The 16,667-nt window shown below is 45.5% G+C and carries 19 protein-coding genes; 6 read left to right on the top strand and 13 right to left on the bottom strand.

All coding sequences use genetic code 11. From position 1 onward, the window contains the following. Nucleotides 1–8: 8 nt before the first annotated feature. Nucleotides 9–734 carry a GDSL-type esterase/lipase family protein gene (locus ACTHQF_RS00970; protein ID WP_440427931.1) on the bottom strand — a complete coding sequence of 242 codons (726 nt, stop codon included), beginning with the start codon at nt 732–734 and terminating at the stop codon, nt 9–11. 142 nt (nt 735–876) lie between these two features. Here ACTHQF_RS00970 and gltS point away from each other — a divergent pair, with 142 nt between their 5' ends. Together gltS and ACTHQF_RS00960 are read left to right on the top strand one after the other, a co-directional pair. Further along, entirely contained in the window at nt 877–2,076 is a 1,200-nt protein-coding gene (gene gltS / locus ACTHQF_RS00965; RefSeq protein ID WP_440427929.1) for a sodium/glutamate symporter, read from the top strand. Nucleotides 2,077–2,175: 99 nt separating this feature from the next. Beyond that, a complete protein-coding gene (locus ACTHQF_RS00960; protein WP_440427927.1) occupies nt 2,176–2,373 on the top strand; it encodes a DUF5808 domain-containing protein in 198 nt (65 codons plus the stop codon). Between the two features lie 8 nt (nt 2,374–2,381). Here the strand turns inward: ACTHQF_RS00960 and ACTHQF_RS00955 are convergent, their stop codons facing one another. From ACTHQF_RS00955 to ACTHQF_RS00940, 4 genes are all read right to left on the bottom strand, one after another. After that, nucleotides 2,382–2,804, bottom strand: coding sequence for a glyoxalase (locus tag ACTHQF_RS00955; protein WP_440427925.1), 423 nt, complete (start codon nt 2,802–2,804; stop codon nt 2,382–2,384). Further along, nucleotides 2,797–3,246, bottom strand: coding sequence for an SRPBCC family protein (locus ACTHQF_RS00950; RefSeq protein WP_440427923.1), 450 nt, complete (start codon nt 3,244–3,246; stop codon nt 2,797–2,799). Before ACTHQF_RS00950 ends, ACTHQF_RS00955 begins: the two co-directional genes overlap by 8 nt. A 98-nt stretch (nt 3,247–3,344) precedes the next feature. Further along, complete coding sequence (locus ACTHQF_RS00945; protein ID WP_440427921.1) at nt 3,345–3,740, bottom strand: DoxX family protein; 396 nt, start codon at nt 3,738–3,740, stop codon at nt 3,345–3,347. 11 nt (nt 3,741–3,751) lie between these two features. After that, nucleotides 3,752–4,183, bottom strand: coding sequence for an SRPBCC family protein (locus tag ACTHQF_RS00940; RefSeq protein ID WP_440427919.1), 432 nt, complete (start codon nt 4,181–4,183; stop codon nt 3,752–3,754). Between the two features lie 153 nt (nt 4,184–4,336). Here ACTHQF_RS00940 and ACTHQF_RS00935 point away from each other — a divergent pair, with 153 nt between their 5' ends. After that, nucleotides 4,337–5,323 (top strand): GlxA family transcriptional regulator, encoded by a 987-nt coding sequence (locus ACTHQF_RS00935; RefSeq protein ID WP_440427917.1) that lies wholly within the window; start codon nt 4,337–4,339, stop codon nt 5,321–5,323. Between the two features lie 13 nt (nt 5,324–5,336). Here the strand turns inward: ACTHQF_RS00935 and ACTHQF_RS00930 are convergent, their stop codons facing one another. Next, nucleotides 5,337–6,428, bottom strand: coding sequence for a hypothetical protein (locus tag ACTHQF_RS00930; protein WP_440427915.1), 1,092 nt, complete (start codon nt 6,426–6,428; stop codon nt 5,337–5,339). Nucleotides 6,429–6,550: 122 nt separating this feature from the next. Next, entirely contained in the window at nt 6,551–7,447 is an 897-nt protein-coding gene (locus tag ACTHQF_RS00925) for an EamA family transporter (RefSeq protein WP_440427913.1), read from the bottom strand. A gap of 164 nt (nt 7,448–7,611) precedes the next feature. Between ACTHQF_RS00925 and ACTHQF_RS00920 the strand changes: the two genes are divergently transcribed. After that, nucleotides 7,612–9,252: an amidohydrolase gene (locus ACTHQF_RS00920; RefSeq protein ID WP_440427911.1), complete on the top strand. Its 1,641-nt coding sequence runs from the start codon at nt 7,612–7,614 to the stop codon at nt 9,250–9,252. Between the two features lie 28 nt (nt 9,253–9,280). Here the strand turns inward: ACTHQF_RS00920 and ACTHQF_RS00915 are convergent, their stop codons facing one another. Next, complete coding sequence (locus ACTHQF_RS00915; RefSeq protein WP_440427909.1) at nt 9,281–9,586, bottom strand: alpha/beta fold hydrolase; 306 nt, start codon at nt 9,584–9,586, stop codon at nt 9,281–9,283. A gap of 452 nt (nt 9,587–10,038) precedes the next feature. Between ACTHQF_RS00915 and ACTHQF_RS00910 the strand changes: the two genes are divergently transcribed. Continuing rightward, the gene (locus tag ACTHQF_RS00910; RefSeq protein ID WP_440427907.1) at nt 10,039–10,539 is read left to right on the top strand and encodes a DUF4468 domain-containing protein; all 501 of its coding nucleotides are present in this window, start codon (nt 10,039–10,041) and stop codon (nt 10,537–10,539) included. A gap of 23 nt (nt 10,540–10,562) precedes the next feature. On the opposite strand, the gene ACTHQF_RS00905 is transcribed toward ACTHQF_RS00910, so the two are convergent. Further along, on the bottom strand, nt 10,563–10,919 hold the full coding sequence (locus tag ACTHQF_RS00905; RefSeq protein WP_440427906.1) for a nuclear transport factor 2 family protein: 357 nt from the start codon (nt 10,917–10,919) through the stop codon (nt 10,563–10,565). 97 nt (nt 10,920–11,016) lie between these two features. After that, nucleotides 11,017–11,415, bottom strand: a complete 399-nt coding sequence (locus tag ACTHQF_RS00900; protein ID WP_440427904.1) for a winged helix-turn-helix transcriptional regulator — start codon at nt 11,413–11,415, stop codon at nt 11,017–11,019. Between the two features lie 129 nt (nt 11,416–11,544). Here ACTHQF_RS00900 and ACTHQF_RS00895 point away from each other — a divergent pair, with 129 nt between their 5' ends. After that, nucleotides 11,545–12,294, top strand: coding sequence for an SDR family NAD(P)-dependent oxidoreductase (locus ACTHQF_RS00895; protein WP_440427902.1), 750 nt, complete (start codon nt 11,545–11,547; stop codon nt 12,292–12,294). Nucleotides 12,295–12,344: 50 nt separating this feature from the next. Here ACTHQF_RS00895 and ACTHQF_RS00890 read toward each other — a convergent pair whose 3' ends face one another. The 3 genes from ACTHQF_RS00890 to ACTHQF_RS00880 all read right to left on the bottom strand — a co-directional run bounded on the left by ACTHQF_RS00890 (nt 12,345) and on the right by ACTHQF_RS00880 (nt 16,665). Beyond that, nucleotides 12,345–12,902: a pyridoxamine 5'-phosphate oxidase family protein gene (locus ACTHQF_RS00890; protein WP_440427901.1), complete on the bottom strand. Its 558-nt coding sequence runs from the start codon at nt 12,900–12,902 to the stop codon at nt 12,345–12,347. A gap of 172 nt (nt 12,903–13,074) precedes the next feature. Continuing rightward, nucleotides 13,075–14,247, bottom strand: a complete 1,173-nt coding sequence (locus ACTHQF_RS00885; RefSeq protein ID WP_440427899.1) for a PepSY-associated TM helix domain-containing protein — start codon at nt 14,245–14,247, stop codon at nt 13,075–13,077. Then, complete coding sequence (locus tag ACTHQF_RS00880) at nt 14,248–16,665, bottom strand: TonB-dependent siderophore receptor (RefSeq protein WP_440427897.1); 2,418 nt, start codon at nt 16,663–16,665, stop codon at nt 14,248–14,250. Between the last annotated feature and the right edge of the window lie 2 nt (nt 16,666–16,667).

The raw sequence follows: 16,667 nt of genomic DNA, 5'->3' as shown, positions 1-16,667 counted from the left end.
TGCGTGTCTCAATTAGCCTTGTTGAAAGCAGTGATGATCGCATCAACCCACAAGGCGTGCATTTTACCGGAATAATGTAGTCCGTCCTGAGCCACGAGGGCGGGGTCGGTGCTCACTTTGTTTGATATCGTTGTGATATTGGTGTAAATGACACCTCTTGCGCTCGCTTCCGCTTTGTTAATTGCGTTGAATGCAGCGATGTCTTCCGTAATCTTCTGCCTGTCGCGGCCGCTTTTTTTCCCAAAGGGCGTTTGTCCCCAGTCTGGAATGGAGATTACAGTCACATGGTTTGGTTTGCCTCCGGCATAATTGATGGCCCGGTTCAGTAGATCTCGAAATTGTGAACGATAGCTGGATTTTGATAGTCCCTGGTATTGGTTGTTCACGCCGACCAGTAGACTTACAAAGTCGTATTTCTTGGTGATGTTTGCTGCAAGCACTGTTTTTTGTAAATCACTGGTGGTCCAACCCGTACGGGCAATTACCCTTGGAGCGGCAAAGTTCTTTCCTCGGGCATTTAGTTTAGAAACCAGCAAAAAAGGAAAGCTTTGCGCCTGAGGAACTGATTCTCCAATGGTATAAGAATCGCCAAGTGAAAGGTAGGTTTGCTGTGGAATGGCTGCAGCTGTTGCCGCGGTTTCATTTTGGTTGAGGTCAGCCACTTCAGGGCTGTTGTCATTTTTGCTGCAGCCCAACAACAGCACGAACACGAATAATGCGGGGAAGATCTTCATGGTTTAACAACCCGATTGTTGTCAAATAGTTTCAATCAATTCATCACCGCTTTATTCTACCGCTGCCATCGGCAGCCCCAACACCGGGACTTCAATTATGCGCTAGAATTTTTATATTGGCAAAAACCTATAAAATCACGCTATGACATTTGGATTGTTTGAAACGTTAGCCTTTGCCTGTCTTGTTCTGCTTCTGGGATTTTTTATCGTAAAAAAAGTCAGCTTTTTTAGAAATTACAACATTCCCGAACCTGTTGTTGGAGGTTTTTTTATTGCCCTTATCCTTTATATTTTAAATTATACAACCGGCCTTAGTTTCAGCTTCGAAGGCACCCTGCAATCTACCATGATGCTTATTTTCTTTGCTTCGATCGGATTAAGTGCGGACTTCGAAAAGTTAAAAAAGGGGGGCAGACCCTTGATGGTTTTCATCATACTAACGGGCTCGTTCATTATGGTCCAGAATATAGCGGGTGTGTCAATTGCCTCTTTGGTGGGGCTAAATCCGGTATACGGACTTATTGCGGGCTCCATAACACTGACCGGAGGGCATGGTACAGGTGCTGCCTGGGCGGAAAATCTTACCGAGACTTTTCAGATCAGTGGTGCCCTCGAATTAGCCATGGCTTGTGCAACTTATGGCTTGGTGATGGGTGGCGTTATCGGAGGTCCGGTTGCAAAGTTCCTGCTGAAGAAAAAACATATTACACCAGCTAAGGAAGTGGAAGTTCAGGCTCAACCAGTAGAGATGTTTGAAAATCCGGTTTCCAACAGGAGGATAAATGTTCGAAACATGATTGAGACCCTGACGATGTTAGCGATATGTTTGGCCCTGGGACAACTCTTATATGAATCTCTAGAGGACACGTGGTTTGAGCTACCCAATTTCGTATGGTGTTTATTTATTGGTGTCATTATCCGTAACACCCTCACCCGTTTATCTACCTATATCGTAAATGATCATGCCGTGGATGTTCTTGGGAATACCGGGTTATACTTGTTTTTGGCCGTTGCTTTAATGTCTTTGCAGTTGTGGCAATTGCAGGGCTTAGCCTCTCAGGTGTTGATCGTGCTTGTGCTTCAAACGGTAATGATGGTCGCATTTGCAATTTTTATAACCTATAGGGTGATGGGGAGGGATTATGATGCAATTGTATTGAGTGCCGGACACTGTGGGTTCGGTCTCGGTGCAACGCCGACTGCGGTTGCTAACATGCAAGCCATAACGGACAAATATGGACCATCACATAAGGCATTTTTGATTGTTCCTATGGTTGGAGCCTTTTTTGTTGATATCTTAAACAATGTTTGCATCAAATTATTTGTAAGCTACCTCGCATAAATAATTTAATAAAACCTGAGCAGCAAGACCTGATGATCTAGTATTTCATTGTCGATCAATAATGCTTGATTTTGGTTGAAATTATTTAAATTGTAAGGGATGAATAATATAGAGCCAAGCGAAAACCCGCAGTTTTATAAATGGGGTGTTTTCTATTACAATCCTGACGATGAGCGCATATTAGTACCTAAGAGGGTTAAAGCTATGGGCTGGACTTTCAACTTCGCTAAGCCGGAGGTATATCACTTTTTGTTCATTGTAGGCATCGTAATCTGGTTAACTAATAGCTTCGGCTAACTGCTGCGCTACCGCAAACTCAGTATCCAGTTTACCTGAAAAGCATCGGTCACTTCCAGCAATATTTGCGCCTCTTGATCTATGGTCTGGAGCCAACCATTATTTACTGCTAACTTTTCGCCAAAAGAAGATCGTTCCTCTACATTTCTGCAAGGCAGAAATATCGAAACATGGTTTCCGATCTTTCTGCCTTCGTTATGAACGAGGTCCGAGCCATGGATGATGAGCCGATCCGAAACTAGTGAGCCGATAATGACTGGTGTCTCGGTAAAATCATCTAAGGCTTTTTCAAAAACATCAAAGTGTAGCATGCCGCCAAAGCAACTCTGATAGAACGTAAGTGCGGCTCTGCAGTTCCCTGGAAAGGTAATGAACACGCCACTTCTCGAAATGCTTTTACATTGCTGCCGCATAACCAAGAGATCAGGCATCTGGAATTTCAGGTTCAACCAGCCTTTTGAGCTTGTCCAGGCACTCTTGCCATCCCAAATAACACATGTCGGCAGGGATGACCTCTGGGATGCCGCTTTGTTCGATCTTGAGCTCGGTGCCCGCAGATACGGCATTTAACGAGACTATGGTCGTGATCTCGCCTGGTAGGGCGGGATCGTCAAACTTGTCCGAATACTTGATGAATTCGTTTGCCCTAATTTCCTGGAATTCGCCGCCAAAGGATTGTGCAGTTCCTGTTGTGAAATTCACGAAGGACATTTTAAACTGTCCGCCTTCCCTGAAGTCCATTTCGTGAATTTGGCATAAGAAGCCATAGGGTGGATACCAGCTTGGTATGGCTAAGGGATCAGCGAAAGCACGAAAAACTTTTTCTGGGCTTGCCTGAAGTACCCGGTGTAATGTTACGGTGTTATTTTTCATTTCACTTAGGATTAGTGTAGTCTAATTAACTTATTAATAGATCATTTGTACCAGTTAGCAGTCGATCTGGTTTGTTAAAATCAAGTTGGTGAATTTGTTCAATAGCTAGGAAGGCCAGTATGCCGGGCTTCTTGAAGCTTTCGGTTATAGAGGTATGAAACTGCAAGGATCGCCAGAAATACAAGTGGCATCAGCATAAAACCAACGTTTTTATCTACGCATGCATGACTGATGAACGCAAATATAAGGTTGAAGGATAATCCTGCATAAGCCCATTCCTTCAGCAACCCAGGGGTATTTGGGTACGCGATCGCGATTACGCCAAGCACTTTACAGATGATTAAGGTGTACGCGAAATAATCAGGATAGCCCAAAGGCTTTGTTCCCGCATTGAAATATTCATGTGCGAACAGGAGGGTGCCCAAAGGCATTAGGCCTTCCCAAAGTACCAGGATCAGGGTGGCGGTCCAAAAAATGACCTTCATCTTCTTCATAATATCGTGATTTAGTTTAGATTATATTTTGATGAGACGTAATTCACGAAGTTATCGAGGATAGCTTGCCAGCCTTGCTTTTGCATATCCGGATCGTTTTCTTCCTCTGCATCGAAGCTGCTTGTAATGGTTGTTGTGCCATTTTTCGCCACAAACCAGGTGGTTACCCTTCTTCCATCGGGCATGCTATAACTAATCTCATGAAGTGGCTCAATCTTGTCATACTCGCCTTCGAAGTCGAAGCCAAAGCTTCCATCCCTGGCTTCCATCCGGTGTTTAAACTTGCCGCCTAGGCTGAGGTTGTTTTCACTGGCTGGACAATGCCAGCTCGGGTCTGCAGCATTCCACTGCATGATGTCTTTTGGATCATTCCAGGCTTTCCACACCTTTGAAACCGGAGCATTTACGGTTGCTTCTACCGTGATCTTTCTTGCTGTTGTCATGGCTATCTCTTTAATTGAATAATTTACAAAACAAAGTTGCTGACAATTTCAAGGTCTAGGCTATTGTAAAAACGACAATTTAGGGGTGGATCACGACAATACAATATGTAACTTGTCGAGTAGCACGGATAGGTCATTGTAACAATTAAAATTATGCGTATTTCGGTCTTTGTTCCCAACCAGGGTGTGATTGAAGCCATCACACCACCATTTAGAACATTTAATACAGCGAATGAATTCCTTGCCACATCTGGCAAAAGGCCCATCTTTGAAGTTGAGTATGTGGGCTTAACTGAATATGTAAGCGCCAGTGGGGGCGAATACATGGTTAAAACAGGCCGGCTTTTAAAAGACCTGGCGGAAACCGACCTGCTGGTCATACCACCAACATTCGGAAATCCCGAGTTGGGTATTCAGGCGAATGCAGAAGCAATCCCGTTTTTTAGAGCGCTCCACCAAAAAGGTGCTTCACTTGCCAGTTTGTGTGCGGGCGCCTTTTTACTTGCGGAAACCGGGTTGCTGAATGGCAGGAAGTGTTCAACGCATTGGGCACACATTGCAGCGTTCAGAGAAAGATATCCGCAGGTCGAGGTCGAAGATGGTGCCGTAATCACTGAACATGATAATATTTATAGCAGCGGAGGTGCCAGTAGCTTATGGAACCTGATCTTGTATCTGGTCGAAAAGTTCTCCGACAGGGAAACTGCAGTGATGATATCGAAGTATTTCGCAATAGATATTGGAAGGGACAGCCAGTCGCAATTCGCCATTTTCAAAGGTCAGCGTGACCATAACGATCAAGGCATTAGGCAGGTGCAGGATTACATCGAAAAGAATTACGAGGAAAGAATAACGGTCGAAGAACTTGCAGCACTCATGCTTGTTGGTCGAAGGACCTTTGAGCGGAGGTTTAAGGAGGCTACCAATAATACCCCACTGGAGTACATACAGCGGGTAAGAATAGAGGCCGCAAAGAAATTCTTTGAGGCCTCACGTAAGAATGTGTCCGATGTGATGTATGACGTTGGTTATTCGGATACCAAGGCATTCCGCGACGTGTTCAAAAAAGTTACTGGTCTTACGCCCATTGAGTATAGGAACAGGTTTGCAAGACCAGTTTTAACTGATGGCTACGTCTGATTGGCGCCATTGGCTACTTTTTAGCCAGGGAAATCATCTGAATGACATGGCCTTGTTGAGAGGGGAATCCAGGATCTCCCATAAAATCAGGATGAGCGGCGAAGTATAATATGTTATTTTCTATTGCGAAACCATTGGGTGTAAGTAGGTCGACACTGTCTGCTGGACCTTCAGCTGGCCTATTGAATGAATCGGTTTCGGGTAAACCCGCGAATGGCGCAAGGTTCCCGCTAGCTGAAAGTTTTTGTATCTGGTTGTTGGTGGAAACGAACAAGCTCCCATCATTTAAGGCCAAAAGCCCGTTGCCGATTACTGATGTCGTTTTCTTTATCGCTGTAAGTTTACCTTTATCACTTAGCCTATAGATGCCTGCTCCGCCAACATAAATCTCGCTCTTCTCGTTAATAGATATGCTACTAAAACTCCAGTTTGGGGCTCCGGTGCCGGAAGGTCCACCAGAGGTAAGCGTACTTACTTTACCAGAAGGACTGATTCTCCGGATCTGGTTTATCCCATTATCAAACACAAATATAGTTCCATCAGTACATACCCCTATACTGCTTAGTCTGGCGAATTTAGCTGTTTTTGCTGGCCCATCTTGGTAGCCGAACGTTGTGCCTGCCACAGTGGTCACCATGCCATCCATAGTGACTTTACGAACCTTTAAGTACTCAGCAACGTAGATGTTCCCATCCGGGCCAAAAGCCATACTTGTAGGTAGCTCAAATGTCGCAAGATCTTTCAAGCCATCGCGAGATGCTCCGCCTAGTGGATCACCAGCTAAGGTTGTTACCGTTCCATCACTGATCCTGATCTTACGGATGATGTAAGAATCCAGGGCATAAAGGAAGCCATCTTTGACCAATAATTGCTGTAAACTCATAAATCCAGCCTGGTCACGGATCCCATCGTTATGATTGAAGTTGTCGGGGTTTCCCGCTAATGTATATACGTAATGTGGTTTCAAGGCTCCAGTTGGCAGATCATATGCCGGGGTATTCAACCCGTGATTTTCGCTACTGCTGAGCGGAACATCTTTTTCACAGCCTGACAGGGCCAGCATTATGCACAATGCTGCCAGTGCTGAAGTGTAAATGTTTTTCATTACCAGGTAGTTATGTGGTTGATTGGTCTATTCAATTTACGAACAAATAATCCAACTTTTAATACCTACTGATAGCGATATCCCTACCGAAATCCCGTCGCTGATGTCCGTTAAGAGTTCTTTTACTTACTCGGCTGAAGGCTCTTGATATTCATCAATACGATAGCAGCGATGATCAATAGTATGCCGACCCATTGCACAAGATTTACCGGTTCCTTCAACAAGATATAGGCAAACATCACAGACACGGGAAGTTCTACAGAAGCGATGATGGTGCCCAACCCTATGCCAGTATGTGGCATGCCACTGGTAAAAAGCAGCGGTGGCAGGATGGTACCAAATAGAGCCAGGAAGACACCCCAGGGCCAGTAAATTCCGAAGTTGAAGTTCTCATACGATGATGTAGCGCCGAAGATGAGTACAATGATAAATAAACCACCCACCAGTAACCAAAGGCTTCGTTTTATGGAAGGCAGGTGCGCAGCAATGCTATTCGAAGAATATAAAGAGATGGTATAGGACAAGCCTGCTGCAAAACCCCAGGCAATGCCAACCCAGTTGAGTTCATGAGCCGCAGAAAAGATGTTTGTGGCAAGGGCAGTGCCGATCAGCACAATGAAGGTGGCCACGATCTTTCTTCTGGAAGGCCATTTTTTGTCCAGCACCGCCTCAAGTAAGATGCCCATCCAAACCGACTGCATCAAAAGTACAATACCCACTGAAACGGGAATGTATTTCACTGAAAAGTAGTAGAAGATACTGGTAAGTCCCAGCGATGTTCCCCCGATAATAAGTTTTAAGATCGAATATCGATCCGTTGATTCATGTTTTTTCGCTGGACTCTTAAACAGCGTTTGCAGCAGCAGCATGACTGCTAATCCAATGGAGAACTGTGCAGTAGAAACTTGTGCGGTTGTAAATCCTTTTGCATAGGCTAATTTGACTACGGTCGCCAGTGCACCGTAGCTGGAAGCACCTAACCCGACCAGTAATGCTCCTTTTAATACATTTTTCTCCATTATTATAGCTTGTAAATTTTGCTGCAAAGAAACCGAATCTAAATTATCCTTATATCAGATGGGTGTATTATTGCTGCTTAGTAGCTGACGGTAAAGAAATAATTTAATTATTTCATTGATTACCAGAGCAATATGATGTATTTTTATTTAGAAAATGATGGGCTATGAAGCCGTTACTCACAATATTCCTACTAGTAATCGCGCTGAGTTGCCATGCACAGGTCGCCGATCTGATATTTTATGGCGGAGAGATCTTTACTTCCGACACTACCAATCTTTACGTACAAGCGATAGCAATTAAGGATGGCCGGATCCTGGCAACAGGCAGCAACGCTGCAATGGAAAAATATCAAGCTGGCAGCACAAAACGAATTGATCTTGCCGGTAAGCTTATGGTTCCAGGGTTTAATGATGCACATAACCATCTGCCAAATGCGCTGAAGTCTACCATGATCCATCTGAAGGGAATGAATCCATCCTGGGAGGCTTTAGTAGATTCCATCAGGCTTGCCCTGAAACATACCCCTAAGGGACAGTTTATTACCGCCAGCATAGGACTTGATATTGCCAAAAGCCCAGATGCAACCCGCTTTAGTTTAGATAAACTGGCACCTGATCACCCGGTTTTGCTTTTATCCTGGTGGGGGCATGTGGGTATTTTCAATACCATGGCCATGGAGAAATTCGGGATCGGGACCACTCAGCAGGATCCTAAGGGTGGATTTTATGAGCGCCTGCCAGATGGCAAAACCCTGACCGGTAAAGCCTATGAAAAGAACGCTTATTGGCCGAATACCAGCTACAAAAAGATAATGGCCATGCGGGATGATGGAAGGCTGGTAGCAAACCTCCGCAATTTAAGTCAGGATCTACTGAGCCTGGGTATTACCTCCTTTCAGAATATGTGTACCGGTGCCAAAGCAGATGATTTTGTACAATACTGGAAGAAAGCTGGCTTGCCGCTGCGAATGCGACTTATACGCTGGGGGGATATCAATCCAGATGGCAGCCTAGATATTCCTTCCAAACAGCTGCCGGTCAAAGTTGAAGGCCTGCCTTTGCTTCGCGTCAGCGGGACCAAATGGCTCCTTGAAGGCACCCCGCTGGAGCAAGGCGCTGCGCAGCTGGCTGCTTATCCCGGTTCAGATAATTGGCATGGTCGGATGAACTATACGGTTCTTGAAATGGAAAGGATGATCCAGGAAGCTATCACACGTAAAGATCAGATTTGCTTTCATATTGGCGGTACCAAAACCATTGGGTTGCTTTTGGAACTGATGAGCAAGGTAGATGTCGACTGGCCGTCCTTGCGGCCAAGATTTGAGCATGGGGACGAGGTTGATTATTCACCGGAGTACCTGAATGAAGTGCGTCGCCTCGGGATAATTGTCGTACAAAATCCTACCCACTTTGGACCTGTCCCCGGCATGCCCTTGCCTCCGCCAGGTACCAGTCATGGAATGGCGATGAAAACACTTGTGAAAGCAGGCATCCCGCTAGCGGTAGGTTCTGATGGACCGCATAATCCATTCCTGAACATCATGCTGGCCATCACCCATCCAATGCGGCCTTCTGAAGCATTGAGCAGGGAAGAAGCCGTAATCGCATACACGAAAACAGCGGCATATGCGGAATTCCAGGAGCAGGATAAGGGTAGCTTAACCAAAGGAAAGTTTGCTGATCTGGCCGTTTTGTCGCAGGACATCTTCACTGTGCCACTAAATGAACTCATGAAGACCCGAAGTCTATTGACCCTTGTTAATGGCGAGATCGCGTTTGATGCAGGACTGATCGGATCTAAGTAATCACACCGCAAGCTAGTATAAAGAATTCTTATTTGGGCGTTTGAAAGGGCGGGAAGACGTTTTTAGGTGGCGCACCATCAATGTTCACCGCCGCCGCTGCTTTCCCCAGTTCCACAAGTTTTAACACAGCCATACCAGCCATAGAATGACCAATAATCAAAGGCTTTTCCGGCAGTTTATCAATGAATTTCGCCAGATTATTCACGACGTCTTTGAAGCCTGTTTTTGTTAGATCAGGATGAATCTTCATCCTAAGTTCTCTAGGTACACCTTCATGTCCTGGGTTGGCAGGTGTATAAACCGAGTAACCTTTTTGTTGTAGCAACTGCTCCAATCTGTCCAGGTGTTATTGTTCACAAAGTTCCCATGTATGAGAACAACCGTTTTTGAAAGTGCCATGGGTGTTACGTTTAGCTTAGCATACATGAATTTACAGAAATAATATTCAAAGACTTAATGATCAGGTATTTAACATGAGTTCTTTCTGGCGAATAGCTACAACTAGTGATCTTTGAAAATCAAAAGGATGTTAGATATGACCTATATCAATAGCGGATCATGAAAATCGCTGACCTAGTTTATAAGCGATTATTCAAGTATTTTCAATCAAGGGGAAATTTTTTATCTTCATAAAAAGATCTCATGAAACCTAACAAATTAATACTCTTGAGCTTGTTTATATTGTCATCAAGCCTATAATCTTTCTCACAAGATGCTATAACCTGGAGTACGCACAGAAATGGAAGTACCGTTCCTGATACCGTTGCACTAGAAGACTACCTCCCTTTGAAAGATGGGAACGTGTATGTGGAAGCCGTAGTGGAACTTCCAAATACCACTAAACAGGAGTTGTTTTCGAGAGCTAAACTTGCCGTGCAGAAGACCTTCGCAGGAAACAAATTGGGTACGTCCAATTATGATCTGGAATCCGGCATATGCAGCATTAATAATTTTTACGACATCAGCGACAGAACCTTTATGGGTTCTTTGAGTGATGATCCGACTACTGACAAATACAACTTCAATGCGCTATTGTTTATAATCGTTAAGGACGGAAAGTATAAGATCAAGATGGAAGTGCCACAGTATACTTATGGGCAATCTTTGAAGTACAACAGTTATGAGGACTTTGTATCCCACAGTATGCCGGTGCGTAACCTTGCTAATTCTCGGCAGAGTTTAAAGCGTCAAAGAATGCGGGTTCTAAAAACGCTGAACGAAAAGATGCTGACGACTTTTAACTTAATTCAAAAGGAAATGGAGAAGAAGCTTGATACGGATTTTTAAAGCTGATTATCAGTAGAGCAAACCTATAATTGCTGCGCCTCTATAACAAAGGCCTTAACCTCGTGCAGCTTGCCGTCACGGAATTTCCAGACATCGCAGTAGTCGTAATGATTTGTATTTCCGCTTTTGTCTTTCAAGCTTATCTTTCCAATTACAGTAACAAATTCCCCTTCCGCAACCGTATGTTCAACGTCGAAGACTGGTGGCTCTACATATACTTCTGCCATGTACTGTCTAACCGCTTCTTTACCGCGCAGGATGCGCTCGCCGAGAAAAGTCCATACCGTATCTTCTGTACAGTACGTCAAAAAGCGCTCATAGTCGCCCTTCGCGACAAACGCGTTTGCTTCTTCGAGAATAGCTTTATTGTTTGCGTTCATATGTTTAGAATTATTGTCATTGCCAATGGTTGTCAATTCAGATTTGTGCTGCCCGCTGGGATTAGCACGGGCATCCGCTCATAAAACCAACTCCGCGTCAACAGTCCGCCTGGCAGGGTAATGCCTTAAGCTTCGGAATTTTACCATCACTAACCAGCATTTCTTTTTCAATCTGTTTCTTACCCCAGGCCTGCAGGTGCGCGATAAAGGGGATCAATTCCTGGGCAGTTTCCGTCAAAGAATATTCGACTTTCGGAGGCACTTCATGATAAACCCTGCGGCTGATCAGGTTGTCTTCCTCCAGTTCTCGTAAGGTCTGTGTAAGCATCTTCGTGGTGATATCAGGCAAGGTCCTGCTCAGCTCCCCATAACGGAGTACCGTTTTCATATTCAGATACCATAAAATCCGAGCCTTGTATTTACCGCCGATGCGTTTAAAGGCATAATCCACCGCACAAACCTGCGCGACTTCGGAAACGTTTATGTCATGTTTCATTTCTGGTGGCCTTGTAAGGTGTTGATAATCAATAATACATACTTTTTTGTTGGTAACATACTAAAAAGTACATACTTGCCAAAAGTATACCGTTCCGCTACTATTGCAGTTCATTTAATGTAAAAAGAAATGGACTTAAAACTAAAAAATAAAGTAGCAGTCGTTACCGGTGCATCAAAGGGAATTGGTGCAGGGATTGCAAAAGCATTTGCACAGGCTGGCGCAAAACTCGTAATCAACTATGCTTCGGATAAAACAGGAGCGGAAAAGGTAGTGCAAGAGATCAAAGCGCTAGGCGCTGAGGCGATCGCCGTTCAAGCAGACATCAAAGATGCTGCAGCGGTGAAGCGGTTGTTTCAGGAAGTGAAAGATACTTTTGGTAAGCTGGATGTCTTGGTAAATAATGCTGGAGTATATAAAATTGAGCCAATAGAGGAGGTCAGCGAGGAAAGCTTTCATGTACAGGTAAACACCCATTTGTTTGGCAACTTCCTTTGCACACAACAGGCGGTAAAGCTGTTTGGCGAGCAGGGTGGAAGCATTATTAACATCAGCTCTACCGTGAGCCAGAATCCTGTTCCAGGTACCGTGGTTTATTCAGCGGCAAAAGCTGGGGTGGATGCCATGACCAAAGGACTTGCAAAGGAACTCGGACCGAAGAAGATCCGCATCAATACACTTGCGCCTGGCATGACGGAAACGGAAGGCACACGTGACGTGATCAGGGGTTCTGCGCTTGAACAGCAGATGCTGGCCATTACGCCCCTGGGTAGGTTAGGACTGCCGGAAGATATGGCCAAAGTCGCCTTGTTCCTGGCTTCCGATGATGCTGCCTGGGTTACCGGCGAAAGAATTACCGTCGCTGGCGGATTGTTATAAGCTAAATAAACAAAAGAGTCGTCCTGAAGACGACTCTTTTGTTTATTTCACTATTCCGCGGCGATCTGCAGGGCGGTTGGTAGGCCATCCAAACTGATCCGGTTCTTTTCCTCCTTGTATTTTTCTAAACCTTCGGGTCCTTTCTTCTCCGACCACTGGAATGCATGATCACGCTCGCCACTGTAGTCGTACAAAGGGACACTAAAGCCGCAGGACGTTTGAACCAGATGGATATCAGCCACAATGATCTGCCGGGCAGCGATCTTTAGATCGAATGCTTGCAGGAGTTCATCCCACATATCATCGCCGGGCAGTATCGTCTGGCCTTTACCGTACAAACGTAAAATTAGCGGTGGACCGTCGAAGGCGCAGAACATAAAAGTAATGCGGCCATTCTCCAGCATATGTGCGGAAGTTTCATTTCCACTCCCATTGATGTCCAGATACATCACCCGGGTATCACTCAGTACCCTAAAACTGTCCAGCCCTTTAGGCGAGAGGTTTACATGACCTGCTGCGCTTAGCGGTGCGGTAGCGGTAAAGAACATTTTCTGTTTTTCGATAAAGTCTCTATGATGACTTTCAATCCTGGTAAATAGCTTTCCCATGGCGGATAAAATTAACAACTGTTAAAGTTAAGCTACTTCAGCGGTTTAACAAATCGAGAAGCCCAGGAAGACCTCATTCCAATTGAAGATGCTGCCATCAACGATAAAGGAAATCCATGAATAAAAAGGCCTGTCAAATTTATCTGACAGGCTTTTCTGTTATGCGGTTCTTTTATAATGCTGCGGCGAGCTGAAGTTTCGCCCTGCTCTTCTTTTTCCTACCCCTCCAGATTAAAAATCCGGTGATCGGCAAGCTTGCAGCGACTAAACTGCCACAGAATGCCATGATCTTTCCTGGTAGTCCAAGTACGGCACCTACATGCAAATCAAAGTTCATCCGGGCAATCTTGTCCGCGGTGCTGGCTTCATCAAATTTCCCAAACATATGGTCCACCTTCATCTCTTCCAGGGTGTACTGGTCATAGAACAAATAGTCTGCTTTCCAGTAAGTACCCGGTTCCGGATTTATCGCAAGTTCTATGGCTGCATCCTTCGCGTGTGGCGGGTGCACATCCATATTTCCTTTGAAGCCCGGTCTTTCAGCCCTTGCTTTTGCCCAAAGGATGTCCTGGGCAGGGGCTTTACCTTTCGCCAAGGCAACCAGCTCGGGGTTGGTCGCACTCTTGGAAACACTTTCAGTGAATGGGATCATCTCTTTTCCACCTGAAGCCAGCCAGTAAGTAGATTTAGCGAACCACTGGAAGCCCATTACCATACCCGTTAATGCCAGGAAGATCATGATCCAGGTTAAATAGAATCCAACCACGTTATGGAGGTCGTAGTTTACCCGGCGCCATTTTGCATTCCATTTGATGGTAAAACGCTTTTTACTTGCCGCACGGTTTTTAGGCCACCAAAGCACCAAGCCTGAAATCAGCAGGAAAGCAAACATCATGGTGGCAGTGGTTAGTATCGGCTGGCCGATATCCGGGGGCAGCCAAAGGTAGTAGTGACCGTTGATGACCTGCCTGAAGAAATCTTTAGACATATCCTTAACCTTCAAGACCTCACCCGTGTAAGGGTTCACAAATACGGTCCAGAAATAGGTGTCCGTCAGGGAGTAGTAGGTCACTATCGCAGACTTCCCATCCTGATAGCCTACACTGTGCGCTTCCTTGTTCGGGAGTACCTTGTCGGTGATTTGCTGTATTTGCGAGGGCCTTAATAAGGGCTTATTCTGCACTTCCACAAAGCGATAGGACTGCGTGGCGTTTTCAATTTCAATCTGAAAAGCAAGAATGCAGCCGGTGATGCCCAGAAAACATACAAATAGGCCGGACGTAAGTCCGAGCCATAAATGTATTTGTCCGATCCAATGTCTCAGGTTTTTTTTGTTCTTTACCATCTAGAATTTATAAGCTACACTAACTCTGTAATTTCTTGGTGCCTCTGCCTGCCAAGAGTAAGCCGGCTGGTTGTAATCAGGCGCATTCCAATAGTTTGAATAATAACCACCCGAATACAGGTATTTATCCAAAACGTTAAACACGTTTCCAGTAATTCTTAAACCATGACCTTCCCAGAAGAGCCCCGCATCCAGTTTGAAATAGTTCGGTAAGTTCTGCTCGCGCTGCTCGGCGTTATAGGTGTTGGTTGCACGACCTGCAAGGTGCGTGAATCCAGAAGAAATGCCAGTTCCCTTAAGGGCACCGCTTTGGATGGTGTAGCTTAACCAGGCATTGGAGGTATGTTTAGCGAATCCAGGCACAACCTGGCCCACAAACATACTGGTAACGCCTTCAGCAACTTCAGTAACCTTGCCATCCGTGTAGGCATAGTTCGCGATCAGGCTTAAGCCTTTAGCAAGTTCACCTTTCAAGTCAAACTCGACCCCTTGCGCTCTTTTTTCGCCAACAACAATGCTGAAGTTTTCGCCTGCTGCATTTCTTGGATCACTTGTTAGCTCGTTCTGTTTACGAATCCGGTACACCGATACTGTAGTATTCCATTTACCGTTCATCCAGTCTTTTTTAATCCCTAACTCGTAATTGCTACCAGTAATCGGATCGATCTTGGTGCCATTTCGAAGAAAACCGGTCTGCGGGATGAAAGCCTGGTCGTACACGCCATACACCGAAGCATTTTTATCCAGGGAAACACTTAGACCAATGCGCGGCGTAAAGCGTTCCGCTTTATTAGGCTCGCCACCAAAAGTAGATTGGCTTACCTTCGAGTATCTTCCAGCAAGTGTTAAACGGGCTTTGTTGTCAAAAAAAGCAAGCTCATCCTGCAGGTAGAAGCTGGTATAATCCTGATCGAAAACACCGCCGCCTGCAATTGCACGTTCTTTAACGCTAAGACTTCTGTCAAAATTAGCATAGCCATTCCCTGGGAAACCATAGTTGGGGTTATTGACATCAAATGGTGCAGATGGCAGATCCAGATCATGCGATTGTCCCCAGTCTGCATAGTAGTTTTTCTTACCTCCATCAAATCCTGTTAAGATGTTGTGTGTAATGCCGCCGGTTTTGATTTTGCCGTTTACGAAAAATTGTGCAAGCTTCATGGTCGCCTCAGCATCCCAGATACCCACGTTCCGGATCAGCGTGCCATCTGCGAACACGCTGGAGGGCCAGGAGCTGTTCCCGGTTTGCAGATATTTCGAATAAGCCACCTGAGCAGTAGCCTTCCAGGTATCGCTGAAGTTGTGTTGCAAATTAACAAAAGCGCTGTGGTCATTCATTCTCGTCGGATCCACACCCGGTTGGGTCAAAGTGAAGTCCCTCGGAAGGGTAGCATAACCATTAGGGGAGAAGAGGTAGTAAGAACCCACCTCGGTCATTTTTGCGTTTTGGTAAGCATATTCTGCAGTGATTTTTGTGGTATTGGTGATCTGGTAACTCACCGTAGGCGCAATGGTGTAGCGGTCGTTATGCTCAAATGGTCTGAATGAACCTTTGTTCTGCACCGCCGCGTTGAAGCGGAATAACAACTTGCCGTCATCCGTCAATCTTCTGTCTAAATCTACAGCGGTTCTGTACAGGTCATAGCTGCCTGCAGTAAACGAAACCTCGCCGCGATTGCTTCCCGTTGGCTTTTTGGTCACCACGTTATACATCCCGCTAGGGTCACCATTACCCAACATAAAGCCTGCGGGACCTTTTACAAACTCCACATGGTCTACAAAGCTCATGTCTTCAGTTAGCGGGCCCCAAAACGAAGTCACGAAGTTAAAGCCATTGCGCATGGCCTGGATCTGTGAACCACGCATGGTAATGTTGGTGTACATATCACCCCAGTGTTCTACACGCGTGGCACCACTTACGTTCCTTACCAGTGCATCGCTCATACTGATCACCTGTTGGTCGGCCAGCGTCTGGCCGCTTACGATCTGGATATTTTGCGGAATCTCTAATAATGGCGCATTTAATCGGAGCGACGTGGAAGGCACATCCACCTTATATCGTTTCACTTTACCACCAATCACAACTTCCTTCAACTGATCTGACTTTTCAGATAACCTGAAGTCCGCAACCTGATCTTCATTATTCCCAAGGTTGATCGTCTTCTCGTCAGATTTCAATCCCAATGCAGAAACCACCACCAGGTAGCTGCCGGGCTTCAGTTTCGTAAACTGATACAGACCATCAACGTTACTCTGTGTCGAGATCGCCTCACCTTTGAGGCTTACGGAAACCGCTACTGCCGGATATCCATCGGCGGTGACGATTTTTCCTTTAATGCTGCTGTTTCGCTGCGCTTGTGCTTGAACGGAAGAACCTAAAAACAGTATCACTGTCAAGATCCGGGTAAAGTGATTCATTT

It is taken from the genome of Pedobacter sp. SAFR-022 (assembly GCF_051965375.1).
Classification (GTDB): Bacteria; Bacteroidota; Bacteroidia; order Sphingobacteriales; family Sphingobacteriaceae; genus Pedobacter.
Note: the sequence above shows the minus strand (reverse complement) of the source record. Positions and strands in the feature narration are given on the sequence as shown.

Coding starts and splice junctions, on each gene's coding strand:
- ACTHQF_RS00970 (WP_440427931.1), bottom strand. CDS start 734: ATGAAGATCTTCCCCGCATTATTCGTGTTCGTGCTGTTGTTGGGCTGC.
- gltS (WP_440427929.1), top strand. CDS start 877: ATGACATTTGGATTGTTTGAAACGTTAGCCTTTGCCTGTCTTGTTCTG.
- ACTHQF_RS00960 (WP_440427927.1), top strand. CDS start 2,176: ATGAATAATATAGAGCCAAGCGAAAACCCGCAGTTTTATAAATGGGGT.
- ACTHQF_RS00955 (WP_440427925.1), bottom strand. CDS start 2,804: ATGCCTGATCTCTTGGTTATGCGGCAGCAATGTAAAAGCATTTCGAGA.
- ACTHQF_RS00950 (WP_440427923.1), bottom strand. CDS start 3,246: ATGAAAAATAACACCGTAACATTACACCGGGTACTTCAGGCAAGCCCA.
- ACTHQF_RS00945 (WP_440427921.1), bottom strand. CDS start 3,740: ATGAAGAAGATGAAGGTCATTTTTTGGACCGCCACCCTGATCCTGGTA.
- ACTHQF_RS00940 (WP_440427919.1), bottom strand. CDS start 4,183: ATGACAACAGCAAGAAAGATCACGGTAGAAGCAACCGTAAATGCTCCG.
- ACTHQF_RS00935 (WP_440427917.1), top strand. CDS start 4,337: ATGCGTATTTCGGTCTTTGTTCCCAACCAGGGTGTGATTGAAGCCATC.
- ACTHQF_RS00930 (WP_440427915.1), bottom strand. CDS start 6,428: ATGAAAAACATTTACACTTCAGCACTGGCAGCATTGTGCATAATGCTG.
- ACTHQF_RS00925 (WP_440427913.1), bottom strand. CDS start 7,447: ATGGAGAAAAATGTATTAAAAGGAGCATTACTGGTCGGGTTAGGTGCT.
- ACTHQF_RS00920 (WP_440427911.1), top strand. CDS start 7,612: ATGAAGCCGTTACTCACAATATTCCTACTAGTAATCGCGCTGAGTTGC.
- ACTHQF_RS00905 (WP_440427906.1), bottom strand. CDS start 10,919: ATGAACGCAAACAATAAAGCTATTCTCGAAGAAGCAAACGCGTTTGTC.
- ACTHQF_RS00900 (WP_440427904.1), bottom strand. CDS start 11,415: ATGAAACATGACATAAACGTTTCCGAAGTCGCGCAGGTTTGTGCGGTG.
- ACTHQF_RS00895 (WP_440427902.1), top strand. CDS start 11,545: ATGGACTTAAAACTAAAAAATAAAGTAGCAGTCGTTACCGGTGCATCA.
- ACTHQF_RS00890 (WP_440427901.1), bottom strand. CDS start 12,902: ATGGGAAAGCTATTTACCAGGATTGAAAGTCATCATAGAGACTTTATC.
- ACTHQF_RS00885 (WP_440427899.1), bottom strand. CDS start 14,247: ATGGTAAAGAACAAAAAAAACCTGAGACATTGGATCGGACAAATACAT.
- ACTHQF_RS00880 (WP_440427897.1), bottom strand. CDS start 16,665: ATGAATCACTTTACCCGGATCTTGACAGTGATACTGTTTTTAGGTTCT.